The sequence below is a fragment of the Candidatus Dependentiae bacterium genome (genome assembly GCA_020431705.1).
In the GTDB taxonomy this organism is placed as follows: domain Bacteria; phylum Babelota; class Babeliae; order Babelales; family Vermiphilaceae; genus JAGQHQ01.
In genome coordinates, this window is the sequence record JAGQHQ010000009.1 from 16,227 (window position 1) to 34,787 (window position 18,561).

Annotated in this window: 19 protein-coding genes; 10 read left to right on the plus strand and 9 right to left on the minus strand. The window is 34.4% G+C overall.

Annotation, left to right across the window (positions count from 1 at the left end):
- Positions 1-35: 35 nt before the first annotated feature.
- The 5 genes from KC460_03345 to KC460_03365 all read right to left on the minus strand — a co-directional run bounded on the left by KC460_03345 (position 36) and on the right by KC460_03365 (position 3,085).
- A complete protein-coding gene (locus tag KC460_03345; GenBank protein ID MCA9770379.1) occupies positions 36-458 on the minus strand; it encodes a hypothetical protein in 423 nt (140 codons plus the stop codon).
- Positions 459-1,005: 547 nt separating this feature from the next.
- Positions 1,006-1,656, minus strand: coding sequence for a hypothetical protein (locus KC460_03350; GenBank protein MCA9770380.1), 651 nt, complete (start codon positions 1,654-1,656; stop codon positions 1,006-1,008).
- 84 nt (positions 1,657-1,740) lie between these two features.
- Positions 1,741-2,097 (minus strand): hypothetical protein, encoded by a 357-nt coding sequence (locus tag KC460_03355; GenBank protein ID MCA9770381.1) that lies wholly within the window; start codon positions 2,095-2,097, stop codon positions 1,741-1,743.
- Between the two features lie 17 nt (positions 2,098-2,114).
- Positions 2,115-2,897 (minus strand): hypothetical protein, encoded by a 783-nt coding sequence (locus KC460_03360; protein MCA9770382.1) that lies wholly within the window; start codon positions 2,895-2,897, stop codon positions 2,115-2,117.
- Between the two features lie 32 nt (positions 2,898-2,929).
- A complete protein-coding gene (locus tag KC460_03365) occupies positions 2,930-3,085 on the minus strand; it encodes a hypothetical protein (GenBank protein MCA9770383.1) in 156 nt (51 codons plus the stop codon).
- A gap of 352 nt (positions 3,086-3,437) precedes the next feature.
- On the opposite strand from KC460_03365, the gene KC460_03370 reads away from it, so the two are divergent.
- A complete protein-coding gene (locus KC460_03370) occupies positions 3,438-3,839 on the plus strand; it encodes an Hsp20/alpha crystallin family protein (GenBank protein ID MCA9770384.1) in 402 nt (133 codons plus the stop codon).
- Here KC460_03370 and KC460_03375 read toward each other — a convergent pair.
- Positions 3,836-4,546: a deoxynucleoside kinase gene (locus tag KC460_03375; GenBank protein ID MCA9770385.1), complete on the minus strand. Its 711-nt coding sequence runs from the start codon at positions 4,544-4,546 to the stop codon at positions 3,836-3,838. The genes KC460_03370 and KC460_03375 overlap by 4 nt on opposite strands.
- Positions 4,547-4,832: 286 nt before the next feature.
- Positions 4,833-5,423 (minus strand): hypothetical protein, encoded by a 591-nt coding sequence (locus tag KC460_03380; GenBank protein ID MCA9770386.1) that lies wholly within the window; start codon positions 5,421-5,423, stop codon positions 4,833-4,835.
- Between the two features lie 197 nt (positions 5,424-5,620).
- Here KC460_03380 and KC460_03385 point away from each other — a divergent pair, with 197 nt between their 5' ends.
- The 4 genes from KC460_03385 (at position 5,621) to ftsA (ending at position 9,138) form a co-directional block, all read left to right on the plus strand.
- Positions 5,621-6,346 carry an RNA methyltransferase gene (locus KC460_03385; GenBank protein MCA9770387.1) on the plus strand — a complete coding sequence of 242 codons (726 nt, stop codon included), beginning with the start codon at positions 5,621-5,623 and terminating at the stop codon, positions 6,344-6,346.
- A gap of 95 nt (positions 6,347-6,441) precedes the next feature.
- Positions 6,442-6,951, plus strand: coding sequence for a hypothetical protein (locus tag KC460_03390; GenBank protein MCA9770388.1), 510 nt, complete (start codon positions 6,442-6,444; stop codon positions 6,949-6,951).
- A gap of 176 nt (positions 6,952-7,127) precedes the next feature.
- A complete protein-coding gene (locus KC460_03395) occupies positions 7,128-7,901 on the plus strand; it encodes a hypothetical protein (GenBank protein MCA9770389.1) in 774 nt (257 codons plus the stop codon).
- A complete protein-coding gene (ftsA, locus tag KC460_03400; GenBank protein ID MCA9770390.1) occupies positions 7,882-9,138 on the plus strand; it encodes a cell division protein FtsA in 1,257 nt (418 codons plus the stop codon). The genes KC460_03395 and ftsA overlap by 20 nt, the downstream gene beginning before the upstream one ends.
- Here ftsA and KC460_03405 read toward each other — a convergent pair.
- A complete protein-coding gene (locus tag KC460_03405; protein MCA9770391.1) occupies positions 9,135-9,749 on the minus strand; it encodes a hypothetical protein in 615 nt (204 codons plus the stop codon). The genes ftsA and KC460_03405 overlap by 4 nt on opposite strands.
- 215 nt (positions 9,750-9,964) lie before the next feature.
- Here KC460_03405 and ftsZ point away from each other — a divergent pair, with 215 nt between their 5' ends.
- Positions 9,965-11,371, plus strand: coding sequence for a cell division protein FtsZ (gene ftsZ / locus KC460_03410; protein ID MCA9770392.1), 1,407 nt, complete (start codon positions 9,965-9,967; stop codon positions 11,369-11,371).
- A 73-nt stretch (positions 11,372-11,444) separates the two neighbouring features.
- Here ftsZ and KC460_03415 read toward each other — a convergent pair whose 3' ends face one another.
- The gene (locus tag KC460_03415; GenBank protein MCA9770393.1) at positions 11,445-11,864 is read right to left on the minus strand and encodes a hypothetical protein; all 420 of its coding nucleotides are present in this window, start codon (positions 11,862-11,864) and stop codon (positions 11,445-11,447) included.
- A gap of 377 nt (positions 11,865-12,241) precedes the next feature.
- Here KC460_03415 and KC460_03420 point away from each other — a divergent pair, with 377 nt between their 5' ends.
- From KC460_03420 to secA, 4 genes are all read left to right on the plus strand, one after another.
- Complete coding sequence (locus tag KC460_03420; protein ID MCA9770394.1) at positions 12,242-13,345, plus strand: hypothetical protein; 1,104 nt, start codon at positions 12,242-12,244, stop codon at positions 13,343-13,345.
- Positions 13,346-13,479: 134 nt separating this feature from the next.
- The gene (pgeF, locus tag KC460_03425; GenBank protein ID MCA9770395.1) at positions 13,480-14,208 is read left to right on the plus strand and encodes a peptidoglycan editing factor PgeF; all 729 of its coding nucleotides are present in this window, start codon (positions 13,480-13,482) and stop codon (positions 14,206-14,208) included.
- A 156-nt stretch (positions 14,209-14,364) separates the two neighbouring features.
- Positions 14,365-15,741 (plus strand): hypothetical protein, encoded by a 1,377-nt coding sequence (locus KC460_03430; protein MCA9770396.1) that lies wholly within the window; start codon positions 14,365-14,367, stop codon positions 15,739-15,741.
- A gap of 187 nt (positions 15,742-15,928) precedes the next feature.
- Complete coding sequence (gene secA / locus KC460_03435; protein ID MCA9770397.1) at positions 15,929-18,466, plus strand: preprotein translocase subunit SecA; 2,538 nt, start codon at positions 15,929-15,931, stop codon at positions 18,464-18,466.
- Positions 18,467-18,561: the final 95 nt, after the last annotated feature.

Sequence of the window (18,561 nt, forward strand, 5' to 3'; positions counted from 1 at the left end):
GAATGGTTAGACACTGCGTCGGTAGGTACCCAATATTACCGGCGCAGCTTGTTATATAGCCATCTATAAAATTCTTCTTTTTTTTGTTCATAATGAGCTTTAAGTAACTGTTCGTCATCTCCGTAGGTAAGAGAGTTTGTATCATTCATTTGAGGTATCAATATAAGCTTTAAAAAGCCATAATAGATAAAAATAAATAGAACAACATTTATAAAAAGATCTTTTAATATTGTTTGATCCAAACTATATAAGATTCCTAAAACACAAATAAGAACAATACAACTTATAATCTCTCTATATACTTTCTGTGATGGTAAAATGGCATTCATAAAATGAGTAAATGTTATACTAGTTAGGCATACAATTAAAGAAGGATTATCAAAAGTACGCAATGCCAAAAGAGTAATGCATGTAATCATCAATAGGAGTGAAATAATTACTTTTATCCAGCGTTGCATTTTTATTTTGATCCTTTAACAATAACTTATATCCATCATGTGACCATCCTAAGACCTATTATCTCTATCAAATGTTTCTTTCTCATGTTTTTTATATTTGTACATAACATAGGCACCCAATGGAACTCCCGCCAAAAAACATACGATAAAAAATAGGGCATGATTAGGAGTTAAAAGAAAATCAGTATGTCCTAACCATATTTTTATAAGCGTGGTAAGTGCTCCCCCCGTTACCATGCATGTAAAGTTAAAAAATGAATCTTTTAAGCACTTGATATAGGGTTTTGGGAGCATTATTTTCTACCTATAGTCTTTTTCCGATCCTTCCTATATTGAATATATGCCACTATAGGTATCATAACCATATAACTTACCATGAACTGAAGGGCTACTTTGGGAGTATACATAAACTCTGTATATCCCAAGCATGATTTACAAGTATTGATAAAAGAAACAACAGTAACCACACTTGCAAAGTTTAACCACAGTTTTTTGCATAAAGTAATATAATTTTTGTGAGCAGATAGCATTAATTTATCTCTTGATGTCAAGGAGTTGGAGCAAGCATTCCTGCAGTATATGCTGCGATTGCAGCTGCCTCAATACAAGCAGCTACGCCCGTAAACCCCAATGCTCCTCCTGCTGCTGTAATCGTAGTTGCTGCGGTAGTTGCAGTTGCTGAACCACTTATAACACCAGCAGCCACAACTGCGCCAGGAGCCACTGCTCCTGTAACTACACTAGTGCCCCCAAGCCATGCAAAAATTCCTCCCGCCACAGGACCTATAGCTGTTCCAGCGGTTGCTGCCACAGCAGCACCACCTGCCACCAATCCCACGGCATAACATGCACCTTTAGTTATACCGTAAAGAGCTGTAGCCAATATAGGACCACCAGCATTAAGACGTCTACGCATATCAAGAGAATACTCACCATCAGTTGATTGGTTTACTGCAATGTATCCATTGCGAATAAATGAAGCCAATTGATGCGTCTTCATATTGCGAATGTCTTTACTAATGCGATATGATGGGACTGCTACTCGTGTAGAATTTGCTTCTTCAACTTCAAATCCATTATCAGTCTTAAAAACAGAAATGTTACCGAGTCTACCAGGCACACTCAAATGTTTCTTTTCGATTTGCATGCTGTGTGTAAATGGTGGAACCAACAATAACAACACTAGTATCTTTTTCATGATTTCCTCATTGTTAATACTTTTAAAATTAGCCAACTAGGTTATATCTCAATTTTTTATAAATGTAAAAATAGTTACAAAATGTCACTCTTTGCCTAGTCCCAACCATTTTTTTATATTTTTTTTCCACCTTGCACGTTGTTCTTGTGCTCTTTTAGATACCCCTTCAAAATAAAGCATTGTAATCTCATCATCACTTTCTGTAATATCCTCATCTATTTTCCTAATTTGTTCCGTAGTAGATTTTGTTCCTACTTTTATAAACCACTTGATAAAAAAAAATAGAAGAATGTAGAAAGTTATGTGCATCAAAAAGCTCGGAATGCTTCTAAAGCTTATTCCTATTCCGCTTAATGAACCCGCTACAATTACCGCTATTAAGGGAACAATCCACGAAAATATAATAGAATGATATTTGTTGTTGGATTCATTAAGTTTCATAATTTACTTTTATTTTATTATAACCACGGAATCCATGCGCCAATGGCACCTGCACCCAATGAAATAAGTTCTATTGTTCCTGCTACGATACCATAGGTGCCGACCACTGCCTGTCTTGCTGGCTCTGCAGCTAAGGTAACTCCTACTGTTGCCATTCCTACAGTATGTGACGCATCTTCTGATTGGGATACTTTATCGGCTACATAAATAGCTATCCCTGGAAGATTTCCAGAAATAACGCGTGGTATACCAGCACCCGAAGTCATGTAGTTTTGCCCAACCTCTTTCATCAAAGCATATGCTGCCGCCTTTTCAGCTTTATCTCCAATAACATGCTCCATAACTCCTGCAGAATCACCAAGAGCTTGTCCCGCATCACTTATTATCGTCTTAGCACCATAAAGGCTGGCACCAATTACGGCGCCCCAACATGTAGCTTTTGTTATACCGTAAAACCAATAAGCCAATATAGGACCGCCAGCTTTAAGTCGCTCGTGCATATCAAGAGAATATTCACCATCAGTTGATTGATTTACTGCAATGTATCCATTGCGAATAAATGAAGCCAATTGATGCGTCTTCATATTTCGAATGTCTTTACTAGTGCGATATGATGGAACTGCTACTCGTGTAGAATTTGATTCTTCAATCTCAAATCCATTATCAGTCTTAAAAACAGAAATATTTCCAAGTCTACCTGGAACACTCAGATGTTTCTTTTCTATTTGCATGCTATGCATATATTGCGTAATCATGATCGATGGTGGAGCTAACAATAATACTATTAGTATCTTTTTCATATATATCCTAATTTTAAACAAACTCTACTTTGTTAATACTTACCTAGAGATTCCCTTTTTAGGGCTTCGATTAATACTTTTAGAATCCAACGACGCATAGTTGTATGCATGTTGGCAACATGAGCCTTTATTGTTGTATGTGTAGTATTATCAATGTCAATAATTAAACGCTTCTTTTTTTCTTTCATGTATACCTCGCTTTAATCTCAGGTATACTACTCATTATCAATGATAGGTGTAACACATATTTGTATAAATGTATATCAATGTTGAAGGTTTTCTTGTGTTCAATTCGTGGTTTGTGCTAGGTATATGTATATAGAAAAACTATAAAATTTTCTCTTTAAGAAAAAAGATTTCCGGTATGGCGGTAAAAAGACAATGCGAATTCACTGATATACTCTTTTTTCATGATAGTACCGATTGATTTTTGTTGCTAAGCTAATTTTTTTCGGTGCTATCATACAAAAGATTTATGATATTTTGAAAACTCAACAGAACCTAATTTGAACAGTATAACATTTTATACCAGGAGTAATTATGCCAATAATCAGATGGCGTCCATTTGAAGAATTAGAGGATATCTTTGAAAATTTTAGCAATGGTCGTAATGGCTGGGACTTAGCTGCTGATGTGTCTGAAGATGATGATAATGTAATAGTGATAATGCATACGGCTGGCATTGATCCCGATCATGTTGATATTAAAGTTAAAGAGCATCATTTATATATTTCTGGTACTCGTAAGCACGAAGAAGAAACAAAAGATCAGGAATTCTATCGTAAGGAAATTCGCCGCGGTAGCTTTGAGCGTATAATTCCATTACCATGTACAGTTGATGGCTCTCAAGCACACGCACAAATGAAAGACGGTGTGCTCAAAGTGCTTATGCCAAAACATAAAGGCAAAGAGGGTAATAAGATTTCAATCAAAAAAGGTTAAACTACTTTAACTGGGAATTTTTTTGTTGGGATTGTCAACTGTGTATCCTTGATAAATTTTTGCAATGCATCTAGATGGTTTTGTAATTGTTTTTCATTTTTTTCAAACTCATTATTGCAATTTAGAACAAGCATGGGGATATTTTCAAGTTCTGGTAAAATATCAACTTTGTTAATCAAAAAATCTTTGTGGCGTTGGTCGATATTACGCAAATAGGCTAACGTTAATTTTTTTTCACTCAAGCGATTGCGTTTTTTTATTCGTTGATAAGCAATTTCTGGGTCGACATTGAGATAAATAAAACCGCGTGGTGGCTGACATTTACCGGGTATTAAAAATGAAAACCATTGTTTATAGATATTCCATTCAAGTGTACTTAGAAAGCCGCTTTCATAGCTATTTTTTGTAAAACAATAATGTCCAGAATAAATTGAACGTTCAATTAAACGAATACGATTATATTGTAACTGTATTACATGCTGTTCGTTCATATGCTCGCGTACACGGCACATCATTGCAAGAGTCTCAAGCGTATATGCCCATCGTTTTGGGTCTTGATAAAAGTTAGAAAGTAATGACTGACCATACACTTGTTTTTGCCAGTTATGTAATGGTTCAAGTGCAATAGAAACATGCGGTAAATATTTTTCTGCTAACTTTAAAAAAGTAGATTTCCCTGCACCAATATTACCTTCAATAATATACATATCTCTAACACCCCAACATTACGATAAGAATTTATAACTTCTATAATAAATGGTAGTATACTCAATGTTATCTGATTAATAAAGTAGTGTAGTATGCTTAATACTTGGATTTAATCGTACAGTTACTTCTCGTGAATTAAAACTATCAATAGTGTGTACCATATCAAGTGCTATAAGATTTTTATTTTTTAAAAAAAAAGTCGGAGCATATGCTCCGACTTTGGTACGCTATAATTACCATGCTATTGTTATTGATACACTACAATTTGTGTATTTGTACTGTACTTTATTTAACATGTACTGGTATTTTTGTTATAGGATTTTTTTCTTTTTCTGCTTTTTCTAATGGAATAATAACAGTCAGTGTTTTAGTTTCTGCATTATAATTAATACGTGCATCAGCCAATCGCGTGTGCCCGCTTAATGTTTTACCAATTTGTGATGCACCAGATGACATGTAAACACCATGCTCGGTATCTTTTTTTGTTTCTTTATGCTGCTCATAACTAAACTGTACTGATAAGAAGTTATCACGAGCAGCAATTTTCATTGTCCCTGCTGGTGTGGTAATAATGAGAGTTTGTGCACGATTATTAAATTCTGCATCAAATGTTTGATCTTTTACTTCAATATTATTGAGGGTTACTACAACATTACTGTCTTTCTCTTGCATAAAGATGTTCACGTTTTTGTTTGGCTTCTCTTTTAAAGATTTTTTGAACGTTTCATCCATTTTTTTCATATGCTTTTTCATTTTGCGTTGCTGATGATCAAACATGTTATCTATTTCATCAAAAAAATCGTTATATGTATATGTAAATGGTACTACGCTGGTGTAGCACAGTAAGAGAGCTATAAGCTTTTTATATCTATTCATATGTGCTCCTAAGATTAAAAGGTTTATGCGTTCGCATATGCGGGCGCATTATTTTTATACAACAATAATTTATACAATATAATATACCGTAAGCTCTTGTTACTACGCAACAGCCCCTACCCTCTTGGCAAGACCATTAAGGTTTTTAAGGATGCTATTTTTTGTAAAAACTTTGTTTATATGGCATAATAAGAAGCATGAAACAACAGAAGAATCAGCCTGTAGGGCAACTTATTTATGGAGCTCATCCTCTTATTGAAGCACTTAAGGCAAAAAAAAGAAAAATTATTAGCATTTATACAACTAAACCTGTGCCAAAAATCTGGTGTGAGGTAGAAAAATATTTGCCTGCTCGTGGAGTGTCTATTCAATATGTTTTGCCTCAGGTGTTAGATAAAATGGCCGAAACAAAAGATCATCAGCGAATTATTGCATGGGTTGGTTCTCTTGTTATTCGCAAAAAATTTTTCGATCCAAAAAAACAGCCATTACTACTTATGCTTGATGGAATTCAAGATCCGCGCAATTTAGGTGCTATTTTACGTTCTGCATATTGTACAGGTATTGATGGTGTTATTATTACTAAGCGTGGTAGTGCGCCGCTTAATGCTGCTGCGATAAAATCTTCAGCTGGATTATCTGAGCACTTAGACTTATTTGTTGCACCATCAGCACAAGCTGCAGCCCAACTTCTTAACGATGCTGGTTACAACATCTATTTGGCAACGCTTAATGGAGTTGATGCGACCAAGCAAGAATATAAAAAGCCGTTATGCCTAGTAATTGGTGGCGAAGGTTTTGGTATTACACACACTATATTCAAATATGGCATGCAAATAACCCTACCTCAGCGAACTCCTGATATTTCTTATAATGCATCAGTTGCTGCGGGTATCTTACTTTTTTTTATCTCTAATTCGTAAAAATTACTTTTTTATTGCTTTTTTTGTCAAGGTCATTACAATTCTTTCCTGTTAGAAAAATAATGTAAACTTTTGTTTTTATTAAGGAAAAAATTATGATGAGTATTTTATTTTTTTGTATGAGTTTCTTGCTTGTACCAGCAACTATTTTTAGCATGAACGGCAAAAAATCTTCAAATATTCTTTTGACTAAGAGTTCTAAGATTCCTGATCGAAGCAACATAGTTGATGTTTTTTGGGAATCACATAAAGACTTCTTCGAGTATAATGAACATCTTGATTCACCCAATGAAATTGAATTATTTAAAGATTGGTTACTTGTGGTGAAAGAGTCTAAAGAGCAAGAGCTACAAAAGCATGATAGTGTTGGAACTACAGGTAATTTGAGTTATGCACCTAACGTTATTAGTGTTAAAGAAATGGCAGATAAGTTTGTTGCAAAAGCTGATACATTAAAACAAGATAAAATTAACAGTCTATCTTTTGTTTGTAAGTTAAATATTAGTGCTAATCTATCAAAAAAACTTGAAGGTTTAGATCCAGCCTGGGATTTTGAAAAAATAAAGAGTATTCAAGACAAAGACGACAGTAAAAAAGATACATAAAAAATCGAAATTATACCTACTTTAAGCAGTGTCTTATTATTTAAGATGAAAAAAGCTCACCAGAAATGGTAAGCTTTTTTCATCTTAAATAATAAGCGATCTATTAAAATTATTGACTATTCTCCTTTAAAAGAGGTAGAAATAAAATAATGGGTACTGTTTTTTTAGGGGGAAATATGAAGCGCTTTAAGCTTAGCAAAAAGGTTGTCTTCTTTTCTTTTTTTACTCTTCTAGCTATTTTTGGCATGCATAAAGTATGCAGAGCAGTTTTTTCTGTGTTAAATGCTCGTTGGTATTTTGATGAGCGTCTTTCTGATTTAGCACAAAAAAGTATTATTCGTTATTCTCACAATCAAGATTATAATAATTTTTCATCATTTTCTGCTAAGATACAAAAACAATTCCCGGTTATAAAAAGTTTAACTATGTGTCAAGACACTACTGGTGTTGTGACAATAAAAGTAGAAAGTATTACACCTAAGGTGCGAATAAATGATAAATGGATTGTTGATGCCGATGGGGTACGCGTCAGAAGTTATTTTTTTGATGATGATTTGGTACAAGCACTGCCAACTCTGCAACGTACTTCTGGTTCACGCGCATCAACTCTTTTTTTTAGTTGGCTCAAGAATATACCAGTACCTTTGCTTAAAAAATATAATATAACATGGGCCGATGAATTTCATGTATGGTTGCAAGATAAAAAAGAAAAGCGTTTTGTGCTTTTAAGTTCTGCTCAACAAAATATCATCGAGCAACTAGAAAAAAAAATAGCGTGCATAAAAAGTAAATTAATAGATCAAGGTGCATTTTTGTATGCCCAGTATAGCTGGATAGCAGATGTACGCTTTAAGAATCACATCATTGTCTCTCGAAAAAATGAATTGAAGTCTTGCCATAGCCTTAGCGATGGCGGAAGGGGAGTAAAAAATGGCACGTGTACTAGCTGATCGCATCATTACTTCGATAGATATTGGAACTACAAAAATTTCAGTATTGATAGCGCAACAACTAGATGGAAAGCGTGTTGAGATACTTGGCATTGGTAAAGCACCATCATATGGTTTACGTAAAGGAGTTGTTGTTGATGTTGCTGATACTATTCGTTCAATAAAAACTGCTGTACAAGAAGCAGAATTAATGGCTGGTATACAAGTTGAATCTGCATATATTGGTATTTCTGGCGCTCACATTAGCTCTATGAATTCTCAGGGTATGATTCCGCTTAAATATGGTCAAGTGCGGCCATATGATATAAAGCAGGTAATAGAAACAGCAAAAGCAATTCCCGTTTCTGAAGGGCAAAAAATTTTACATGTCCTGCCACAATATTTTATAATTGATGATCAAGATCCTGTCTATAATCCATGTAATTTGCATGGTGTGAGACTACAAGTGCAAGCTCATATTATTATGGGAAGTGTTTCATGTGTGCAAAATCTTATTACATGTTGCGAAGCTGCAGGCATTTCAGTTAAAGATATTGTTTTAGAACAGTTGGCTTCTGCTGATGCGGTACTGAGTAATGATGAAAAAGAGCTAGGTGTTGCTATGATTGATATTGGTGGTGGCACGGCAGATTTAGCACTGTATCAGCGTGGAAATATTCGGCATACTATGGTATTACCGGTAGCTGGTCAACATTTTACTAACGATTTAGCAATTGGCATGAGAATTTCTCGTGCTGAGGCAGAACGTATTAAAAAAGAATATGGGTGTGTTATATCGCCTTTTGATACTGCCTTGGCACGAGTAAATAAAAATAATGAAGAAATTATAGTTGAATCAATTGATGTTGCTGATACACAACATATTAATCAATATGATATTGCTCGTGTGTTATATCCACGTGCAAATGAGTTGCTTGCTATTGTACGCCGAGAAATTATACAAAAAAAATTACAAAAATTTATGACAGCCGGGCTCGTGCTGACTGGCGGTGGTTCGTTACTAAATGGTATGAAGGAACTTGCGCAAGAAATTTTTGATGTTCCCGTACGTATTGGTATACCACGTATTGAATATGATTTGCCTCAATCACTTGAAAGCCCTATTTATGCAACAGGATATGGTTTATTGATACATGTACTTAAAAAATACGCAGACAATCGTATTAATAACATTGATGGTCCACTTGTACAAAGAATTTTTATGCAAATGAAATCGTGGGTTTCTGACTTTTTTTAATTATTATTATCATTCTCATTTTTTATGTGAAAGAAAAGGCCATCTTTTTCTTCTTTGAAAAATGCATAAGCATCATTTCCATATTTTTCATATTGTGTCAGCAAATTATCCATAGCTCTGAGCGCTCGTCTGCATTTTACTCCATTGACGTTCATTTCTTCGCAATCTTTTGTTATTGCACAAACACGAACTCCATTTCTGAGCCATTTATTGAGAACATTTTTATTTAAAAGTATAGCTGTGCTATCTTTTTCTATAACTTGAAAATGCTTGAAAGAAGAAATGAAATCTTGATTTAATTCATCATCAGCTACTCTTGATACAGCTCTTAATATATTCCTAAAATTTTTTTCTAGAATAACTTTGTCGTTATTTTTTTTAAGTTTATCAAATAATTTTTCTAGTGATTTTTTATGTGTTTCATAGTCATTAAGCTCATTTCCTTCATAGGCACGAACTAATTGAGCTATTGTATCTTCTATTATTTCAAAAATGGTTAACTCTTCTTCGTTCTGTTCTGTGTTTTCAAAATTATTATTGTTTTTTTCGCATAGCGTACTATTACTAACTAAAACGGTATAAATAACAAGAGAGAGAAATAGTTTTTTCAAGATCAAATTCCTTATTGATTTATGTACTGTATCTTTTTTTATTAAGTCTTTACAGTAGTATAAGCATTTTCTTGATTTTCTTCAAACAATTGTTATCGGCTGTACGATTTAGGTAGACTTGCTCTGAAGCAACTAAGGATGTTCTTTTTAGTGTAAAAAAATATGAGGGGTAATACGTCTATAATACGCATATATGAAAAAACAAGGAGTGGGTAATGATTGAACTTGAACAAGAAGAAACAAAAAGTTCAGTGCCGATGGCGTCAATAAAAGTAATTGGTGTTGGTGGTGCTGGGGGTAATACAGTTAATAATATTATTGATATTTGTCATCAATCAATTGGGTGTATTGTTGCTAATACCGATGCACAAGCATTAGAAGCTTCTTTTGCAGAGAAAAAAATTCAGCTGGGTATTAAGTCAACGCGTGGTCTTGGCACTGGTGCCGATCCTGAGCTTGGCAAACGGGCAGCAGAAGAAGATATTGATAAGGTAATGGAAGAAATTAAGGGTGCTGATATTGTATTCTTGACTGCCGGTATGGGTGGAGGTACTGGTTCTGGTGCGCTGCCTGTTATTGCGCATGCACTTAAAGAAAAGGGTATTCTTTCAATTGCAATTGTGACAAAACCATTTATTTTCGAGGGTAAAAAACGCCAACATATTGCTGATGATGCAATTTCAAGATTAAAAAAAACAGTAGATACGCTTATCATTATTCCAAATCAAAAGCTTCTTGATATTGCAGATCGCAAAATGTCTATGCCCGATGCATTCGCTTTAATTAATGATTTATTTGCACAATCAGTAAAAGGAATTTCTGATATTATTACCAAATCTGGTTATATCAATGTTGATTTTGCAGATGTACGTAATATTATGAAATCTCAAGGTCTTGCAGTAATGGGTACTGCCAGCGCTACTGGAGAAAATCGAGCACAAGAAGCAGCATTAAAAGCAATTTCATCTCCATTGTTAGAAAATATGAGTATCGCAGGTGCACATGGTGTGTTGCTCAATATTACTGGTGGACCAAGTTTGGGATTGCAAGAAGTTAGTGCTGCTGCTAGCGTTGTATATGATCAAGTTGATGAGGATGCACAAATTATTATTGGTTCAGTCATTGATGATACTATGCAGGATGATGTTTCGGTAACTATTATTGCTACAGGTTTTGAATGTCTAGTTCCTGATGAAGTACCCGTTATTTCTAAATGTACAACTGATTTAGAGCGAACAAGAACATTATCAGAACAGGTACAAGTTTGTGTACAGCCAACATATGTCAAAAAAATAGAAGATAGGCATGTTGAAACAGTTTATGCAGCTGTACCAACAGTAGAACATAAAAATAATGTGTCTGAAGTTCCTGTGATTGAAGTTGCTCAAACGACGATTCAAGCAGAAAAAAAAACCGACGTAGCAACACCAAAAATTGAAGAAAAAGACTTGATCGATCTTTCAGAAGAAGAAGAAGATGCACAAATTAGGGCATTACTTGCCAAAGATGAAGCTAAAGAAGTAGATTTTGACGCGAAGATTGCTGTATCGACTTATAAGCAAGACCTTGATATACCAACATTTTTAAGAGAAAAAGAGCAAAAAGAGAAAAAAATATCATAGATGCTTCATTACTTCTAAGAACAAGCGGGACTTATATGCCCGCTTGTCTTGTGTATAGAATTGTTAACAATAGTTATTTGTTGAAAATTTCGCTGACTTTAACCGTAACAGAATGCCATGATTCATCATTAAATGTGGTGCGCATTGGATACAATATCATCCGTGTATTTTGCTTACCGACATCAAAAATGAGTAACTTTGCTAGCTTTTTTTTATTACCCGTTGTGTGGCAACGAGCATTTTTATAAAAAGTTTCATTTGGTGCGAGACTTACTTGATAAGTAATGTTTTCGTTGTTAGCGTCATGCACAACAATCGTTATACTAAATGCAGTATTATTATAAAGTTTAAGTTCATCAAGCGGCTTGACTGAAACAGTTACTACTTTTGGTTTTGGATTGGCAATGTGTAGATCCGTAGTATATGTTTTGTGCACAGCAAAAGAAAGAATAAGCAGCGATAAAAAAATATATTTGTGATGTGTTTTTACCATCTCTGCCTCCTACTTGCTTTGTGGTTGTTGATACGATAATTAAGTCCACAAATAGTTATTTTGATAGTTTATATATACTATTAGTCAACGTACTAGATATCTATTTTTTTGCAAGGGTTTTTATCCTCTAAATTTCTTATTGAAACATTTTTAATATAGAAATCTGTATGAGATATTATCTTTGCCTCTGTACTTGTTTGTAGTTGTATACATACTGTGCCATGACTGACCAGTGCGATAGGCTCCACTGTTGGCTTGGCACCCTTTTGAGTTTTTATTATCACAGCTGTATAATATCAATGAGTTAGTTGTAGGTGTGATACATTTTTCTAAAAAAATCCGGGCGCTACAAAATGTGGCTCAGGTGGGGTATATATATGAATATCAGAAAAGTCGTACTAATAGGTTTGTTTGGTCTTATAATAGCCGCACCAGGTTTATCGCGTGCTTCTTATTACGATGACGATGTTATCGCTGATACCGCTAAGGTTAGTCTCATTGGTGGCGCGGTAGCCGCCGGTTGTTATGGATTGTATAAATTTGGTAGTTGGTTGTTTTCTAAAACTGATCAACAAATTTTAGATGAAGCACATCGTGCATATGATAGCGCACATAATCGCTATCAGTCACTTATGGCTATTTTAGAATCATGGTATAACGCGGGAAGATCTGTTAGATCGGCAAACGAAAATCTTTTGTATGAGATTGGGACAGCAAAAATAGAAGAGCAGTATATTGGTAATTATATTAGTGATCTTAATCAAGCTCTAAGTACATTACGTTCAAATCTTAAAACAGTTACTGAACGAGCATACAAACTACAACAGCAGGCATTGCATGACAGTCAGATTTATTATGTTAAGCGAGAGATGGATGGCATTGCTGGACGCATTAATCATCTACTGCCACGCCTTTCTTTTTTGGAAGAATTTTTAGCATATCACAAAAGTTATTTTATATTATTTGAATTAGAGTCAGATTTATATGGTAAATATGACCGAGAGTTGCGTGCGATAGAAAATCAAGCGCTTGATTATTACGGTCGTGCATATGAAATTCGTGCAGCAATTTTGACTAATTTTTCTCATAGTACCTATCCGTATTTGCAATATAGTCGTCATATTAAAGATGACTGTGCTCAACTTGATAGTGCGATACATAATTTGGTACACAATTATTATGATCGCGTAAGTGCGGCTCGCCAACTATATACACATTTAATTACTATAAAAGAGATTGTGCTGACAGATTCCCATTATCATCATGATGTGCATGCATATGAAAAAGATAAACGCGAGCGTGAGCGTATTGAAGCTGAAGAGCGCAAAGCGAGAGCGCTTGAGCGTCAGGCACGTGCACAGGAACAAAAAGTTCGTGAGATGAAAGAGTACAATCGTATATATGCATGCAAGCACACGCAATACCACAATAAAAAACCTTCTAGAGATTGTGTTTCGTTTGAGGTACAGATAAGTAATTAATTATTGTATTATAAGGATGGTAGAAGAGCAGCAAGAGAAATCAGTTCTCGGGTGCTGGTTATTAAGAATTGATGCATGTTATTATTGAGCGGTGTAAAGATGAGCAGTTTGTAAAAATATAGTATAAATGACGTATGTTATTACACAATAGTTCTTTTTTTCGTATTTATTTTGGCAATGCTAAAGATCGGCTCTACCCTATGTGGTATCAAAATCTTCCAAAAGAGCAGCAATTGCTTTCTGTACCACCATTTAGTGGGCTTACAAAGATAATGAGGATAAACAATCTCATGTTTTTAAATCAAGTTCACGGTGCAAAGGGTTATATAATTAAAGAATCTGATTTTAAAGAAATTGTGCCATTTACTCTTGATGGCGATTATATGATTACTAATGTGTCGCTTGCAGGTATTGGTATTATGACTGCTGATTGTTTACCTATTATTTTCTATGATCGCCTTAATACGGTTGCAGCTATCGCGCATGCTGGTTGGCGAAGTTCTATTGCAGAAATTGGAGTCAAAACAATACAACACATGCAACAGCGGTTTAATACTGAGGTTGAGCAGTTGCGAATTTTTTTTGGTCCATCAATAAAAAAATGTTGCTATAAAGTGCAAAAAGATTTTATACAGCAGTTAGAACATTTTGAATTTGCTCATCATGTTTTGCAGCAAAAAGATGATAATTATACATTTGATTTACCTAGTTTTAATAGGTTGCAATTGGAAGATTTAGGCGTACCTAAAGAAGCATTTTGCTTTGAGTACAATATATGTACTTCTTGTGATAATAATTTTTTTTCTTATCGTCGTGATGCTAACAAGGCCGGTAGACAAATGACGATTGTCAGTCTCAAGTAAATTTAATTCAATAATTTTTTTTGATTTATTGTAATAGTATCATCAATTTTGTAAATCTATGTTGGTATGAAGTTGTTTTTCTTTTAAGTATTAGTTGATGTGCAATAGCATAGAGAATTAAAAAAAAAGTGAAATATATAAAAAAAGGATAAAAGTATGAATGGGAAATTTTTTTTTATAGTTTTATTTGCAACATTTTTTGCACAGTCAGTATTTGCTATGTCACCAATCCAGGTGCAAAAAAAAGTAAAAGAATTTAATAATGTGCTGAGTAAATATAAAGAAAAAATCAATGAGGGTGAGGGCCTAACATCTGAAGCTAAAAAGCTAAAAACAAGCGCACAAGCTATTTTAAATCAGATTAAACCATATACAAGTATAGCAGTATTTGAAAGTAGTCTCAGAGCAGCATCAACGATAGCTGAAGAATTATATGAACAAGAGGCTACAGCACAGTTCAATCATCTGGCTAATTTTTTTGGCTTTAAGGATAAAACTAGAGGAATTCCTACAAAAACTGATGTATTGCGTGGTATAGATATGAGTTATTACATGCATTTAAAGGATGAGATGCAACGTGATATGTTTGATATACTCGCTCGTATTTATAGCTTTGATGAGAAGAAAACGAGATTATCAGAAAATAATAGTCTAATACTTGGTGGAAAGAAAGATAAGGGAAAAATAACTAATCGAGATGTAGATACATTTTCAGAATTAACTATTAGCAAAAAAGGCGGTGCACTGTATTGGATGGATAGGTTTGTTAATGATGTTTTTGATTTTATGAATGTATATGGAGATGTTAATGGACAACAAATTTATGGAGATAGTATAACAGGTGGTACGTATCTGAATTTTATCACTGCGCGTGATGCATTTTATTCAGAAACTCATAACGTATTACATATGATATATCCAAAAAACACTAAAGATGAATTTGGTAAAACGAGCAAAACAATCTTATTACCAAAAGATAGTTATGAACAGTATTCTTATTTTTATGATAAAGTTGATACCACTATCTTTGGCCAATTGCATAAAGATTTAAATCAATATAATACATTGATTTCGTTTGTAACTGGTATTGGCATTGATAAAGATGATTATGATCCGAATATTAGAAGTACTCTTAGTAGTATACAAAAAACAGTTACAGATAAAAAACTTACTTATGCTACAAATAAAACTTTTGAGAGCTATTTAAATGATGCCATCGCAATGGGTGAGAAAGAGGGTGAAGCAAAAGGTAAAGCTGGATGTGTTGATGGTAAAAAAATTGGTGAAAAGATAGAAGCATTATTAAAAAAAATTGCCGATTTAAATGACGTTTCGCGAGCACAGTGGAATGCATTTATATATAATATGGAAAATAATGATTTAAAAAAAGCTAATGACAGTATTAAAATGGCACTTTATGATGCCCATAAAGGCATAAATCAATTCGATCATATCAAGAATGCTCTATTTGAAATAGCTAAAATTGCATATGGCCTTAAGCCTTTTGAAAAGCTGACAGTTACAAAAAAATAAAGATGCATAATATATATTGTATTTGCATGCATTGTGTGGCCGGCATGTTTAATCTGCCGGCTTTTTTTTATATTTATATGCACATGCTTTGATTATTTTTGCATAATCACGTAAAGTAGTGTACAAGGTGGGTTATTAAAAGCTATCCTCATTACTACCAAAGATTTTACAAAAGGTTGTAACTATGATTGCAGGATTACTGGCAAAAATTTTAGGAACTAACAATGCTCGGCAGTTGCGGCAATTGCGGCCACTGGTACAAAAAATTAATGAGCTAGAAGTAACATTAAGCCCTTTAGAAGATAGTGCACTTTCGGCAAAAACAAATAAGTTTAGAGAGCACATACAGCAGGGTAAGAAACTAGATGATATTTTGCCCGAAGCGTATGCAGTAGTACGTGAGGTTGCAAAACGGCAACTTGGCCAGCGCCATTATGATGTACAATTAATTGGTGGTATTGTGCTGCATCAAGGTAAAATTGCAGAAATGAAAACAGGTGAGGGAAAAACATTAACAGCAACATTGCCACTTTACTTAAATGCATTGAGTGGTAAGGGTGCACATTTAGTTACTGTTAATGATTATTTAGCACGTCGTGATGCGAGTTGGATGGCACCAGTGTATAATTTTTTAGGGCTAGAAGTTGGCTGTCTACAAAATAAAATGGGTGATGCTGAACGAAAAAAAACATATAACGCAGATATTGTATACGCAACTAACAATGAGCTTGGGTTTGATTATTTACGCGATAACATGAAGTTTCGCTTAGAAGATTATGTGCAATGTGATTTGAACTATGCGATTGTTGATGAGGTTGATTCCATTTTAATTGATGAAGCACGTACCCCGCTTATTATTTCTGGCGGTATTGGGCATGAATCACAATTATATTTAGCAGCAAATAAAGCAGTGTGTAATTTACAAAAAGACGTAGATTACGAGGTTGATGAAAAAGCACGTTCGGTGCAATTGACTGATTCTGGCAACGATAAAGTGGAACGTTCATTTCGACTCAAAAATTTATATGCAATTGAGCATCTGAGTATTTTACATCACGTAGTACAAGCGCTCAAAGCACATGTACTTTTCAGGCGTGATGTTGATTATATGGTGGTTGATGGGCGTGTATTGATTGTTGATGAATTTACTGGTCGTGTATTAGCAGGTCGTCGTTATAGCGATGGTTTGCACCAAGCGCTTGAAGCAAAAGAAGGCGTACAGATAGAAAAAGAAACACAAACACTTGCCTCTATTACTTTACAGAACTATTTTAGACTATACACAAAATTAGCAGGTATGACAGGAACTGCTGCTACAGAAGCAGAAGAATTTCATAAAATTTATAAACTTGATGTTATTTCTGTTCCAACCAATAGACCATTAGTTCGTCATGACCGTCCTGATTTAATTTTTTTAACTAAAAATGCAAAATACAAAGCCATTGCACAGGATGTGGCCGAACGCCACAAAAAAGGTCAACCAGTCTTAGTAGGTACAGTTGCAGTTGAAACTTCAGAATTGTTGAGTCATGTATTAACAGCAAGTGGTTTGAAACATGAGGTTTTGAACGCAAAAAATCATGAAAGAGAAGCGGATATTGTTGAGCATGCAGGAAAGTCGGGGCATATCACCATTGCGACTAACATGGCAGGCCGTGGTACTGATATTAAATTAGCACCAGAATCAATAGATGCTGGTGGATTATATATTTTGGGTACTGAGCGGCATGAGAGTAGGAGAATTGATAATCAGTTGCGGGGACGTTCTGGTCGTCAAGGTGATCCCGGTGAGTCACGCTTTTATATTTCGCTTGAAGATGATTTAATTCGTATTTTTGCAGGTGATACACTTAAAAAAAATATGGAACGTTTTGGCATGCAAGAAGATGAAACTATTGAATCTGGTTTTGTTTCCAAAACAATTGAACATGCGCAAGAAAAAGTTGAAAAAAATAATTTTGAAATTCGTAAACATTTGCTTGAATATGATGATGTGCTCAATCAACAGCGTACGGTTGTATATAAATATCGCCGTGAGATCTTAGAAGGTTCTGAACTTATTTACGAATTAGTTTCTGAACTTATTACACGTGGTATACAAGATATTATTGCGCGTACATGTCCAAAACGTTTGGTTACTGAAGATAATATGAATGCATTATATGATGAATTACATATGATTACCGGGCTTGAGCGTTCGTTATTTGAGCGCGTTGGTTTTTCGTATAAAAATATAGAACAGTTAACAAAAGATGTAACCGACTTTTTATTAGAAAAATATACATTATATCGTACTCAACAAGAAGGCGAGATAATACAAAATGCAGAAAAATGGTTGATGCTTGAAACAATAGATCAAGCGTGGAAGCAGCATATGCTTAACCTTGATCATTTAAAAGAGGGCATTGGCTTACGTGGTTGGGGGCAAAAAAATCCCCTTATTGAGTATAAGAGAGAAGCGTTTGCTATGTTTCAGGATATGATGCTTTATACACGTCGTGATATTATTCATCATATTTTTCATCTCAATATCGAACGTTTTAATCAATATGAATTAGAACAAAAGCGTGAGCAAGAGTTGGAGCAGATTAATTTAATTGTTAGTAATGGTACTAATAGTGATTCTGGATCTACTACACAAGAAAAACGCGAAGAACCAAAAACTGGACGTAATGATCCATGCCCATGCGGTTCTGGAAAAAAATATAAAAAATGTTGCGGGTAGAACAAAATAAATAATTGCAAGATCTGAGCCAAGTAGCTTTAGAGCATTTATCAAATTAACAAAGAGTCAGGGGATGGTCATTAATCTAAAAAAGA

Bases quoted from the DNA above. Each gene is read 5' to 3' on its own strand.
- KC460_03345 (MCA9770379.1), bottom strand. From the start codon at position 458: ATGCAACGCTGGATAAAAGTAATTATTTCACTCCTATTGATGATTACA.
- KC460_03350 (MCA9770380.1), bottom strand. From the start codon at position 1,656: ATGAAAAAGATACTAGTGTTGTTATTGTTGGTTCCACCATTTACACAC.
- KC460_03355 (MCA9770381.1), bottom strand. From the start codon at position 2,097: ATGAAACTTAATGAATCCAACAACAAATATCATTCTATTATATTTTCG.
- KC460_03360 (MCA9770382.1), bottom strand. From the start codon at position 2,897: ATGAAAAAGATACTAATAGTATTATTGTTAGCTCCACCATCGATCATG.
- KC460_03365 (MCA9770383.1), bottom strand. From the start codon at position 3,085: ATGAAAGAAAAAAAGAAGCGTTTAATTATTGACATTGATAATACTACA.
- KC460_03370 (MCA9770384.1), top strand. From the start codon at position 3,438: ATGCCAATAATCAGATGGCGTCCATTTGAAGAATTAGAGGATATCTTT.
- KC460_03375 (MCA9770385.1), bottom strand. From the start codon at position 4,546: ATGTATATTATTGAAGGTAATATTGGTGCAGGGAAATCTACTTTTTTA.
- KC460_03380 (MCA9770386.1), bottom strand. From the start codon at position 5,423: ATGAATAGATATAAAAAGCTTATAGCTCTCTTACTGTGCTACACCAGC.
- KC460_03385 (MCA9770387.1), top strand. From the start codon at position 5,621: ATGAAACAACAGAAGAATCAGCCTGTAGGGCAACTTATTTATGGAGCT.
- KC460_03390 (MCA9770388.1), top strand. From the start codon at position 6,442: ATGATGAGTATTTTATTTTTTTGTATGAGTTTCTTGCTTGTACCAGCA.
- KC460_03395 (MCA9770389.1), top strand. From the start codon at position 7,128: ATGAAGCGCTTTAAGCTTAGCAAAAAGGTTGTCTTCTTTTCTTTTTTT.
- ftsA (MCA9770390.1), top strand. From the start codon at position 7,882: ATGGCACGTGTACTAGCTGATCGCATCATTACTTCGATAGATATTGGA.
- ftsZ (MCA9770392.1), top strand. From the start codon at position 9,965: ATGATTGAACTTGAACAAGAAGAAACAAAAAGTTCAGTGCCGATGGCG.
- KC460_03415 (MCA9770393.1), bottom strand. From the start codon at position 11,864: ATGGTAAAAACACATCACAAATATATTTTTTTATCGCTGCTTATTCTT.
- KC460_03420 (MCA9770394.1), top strand. From the start codon at position 12,242: ATGAATATCAGAAAAGTCGTACTAATAGGTTTGTTTGGTCTTATAATA.
- pgeF (MCA9770395.1), top strand. From the start codon at position 13,480: ATGTTATTACACAATAGTTCTTTTTTTCGTATTTATTTTGGCAATGCT.
- KC460_03430 (MCA9770396.1), top strand. From the start codon at position 14,365: ATGAATGGGAAATTTTTTTTTATAGTTTTATTTGCAACATTTTTTGCA.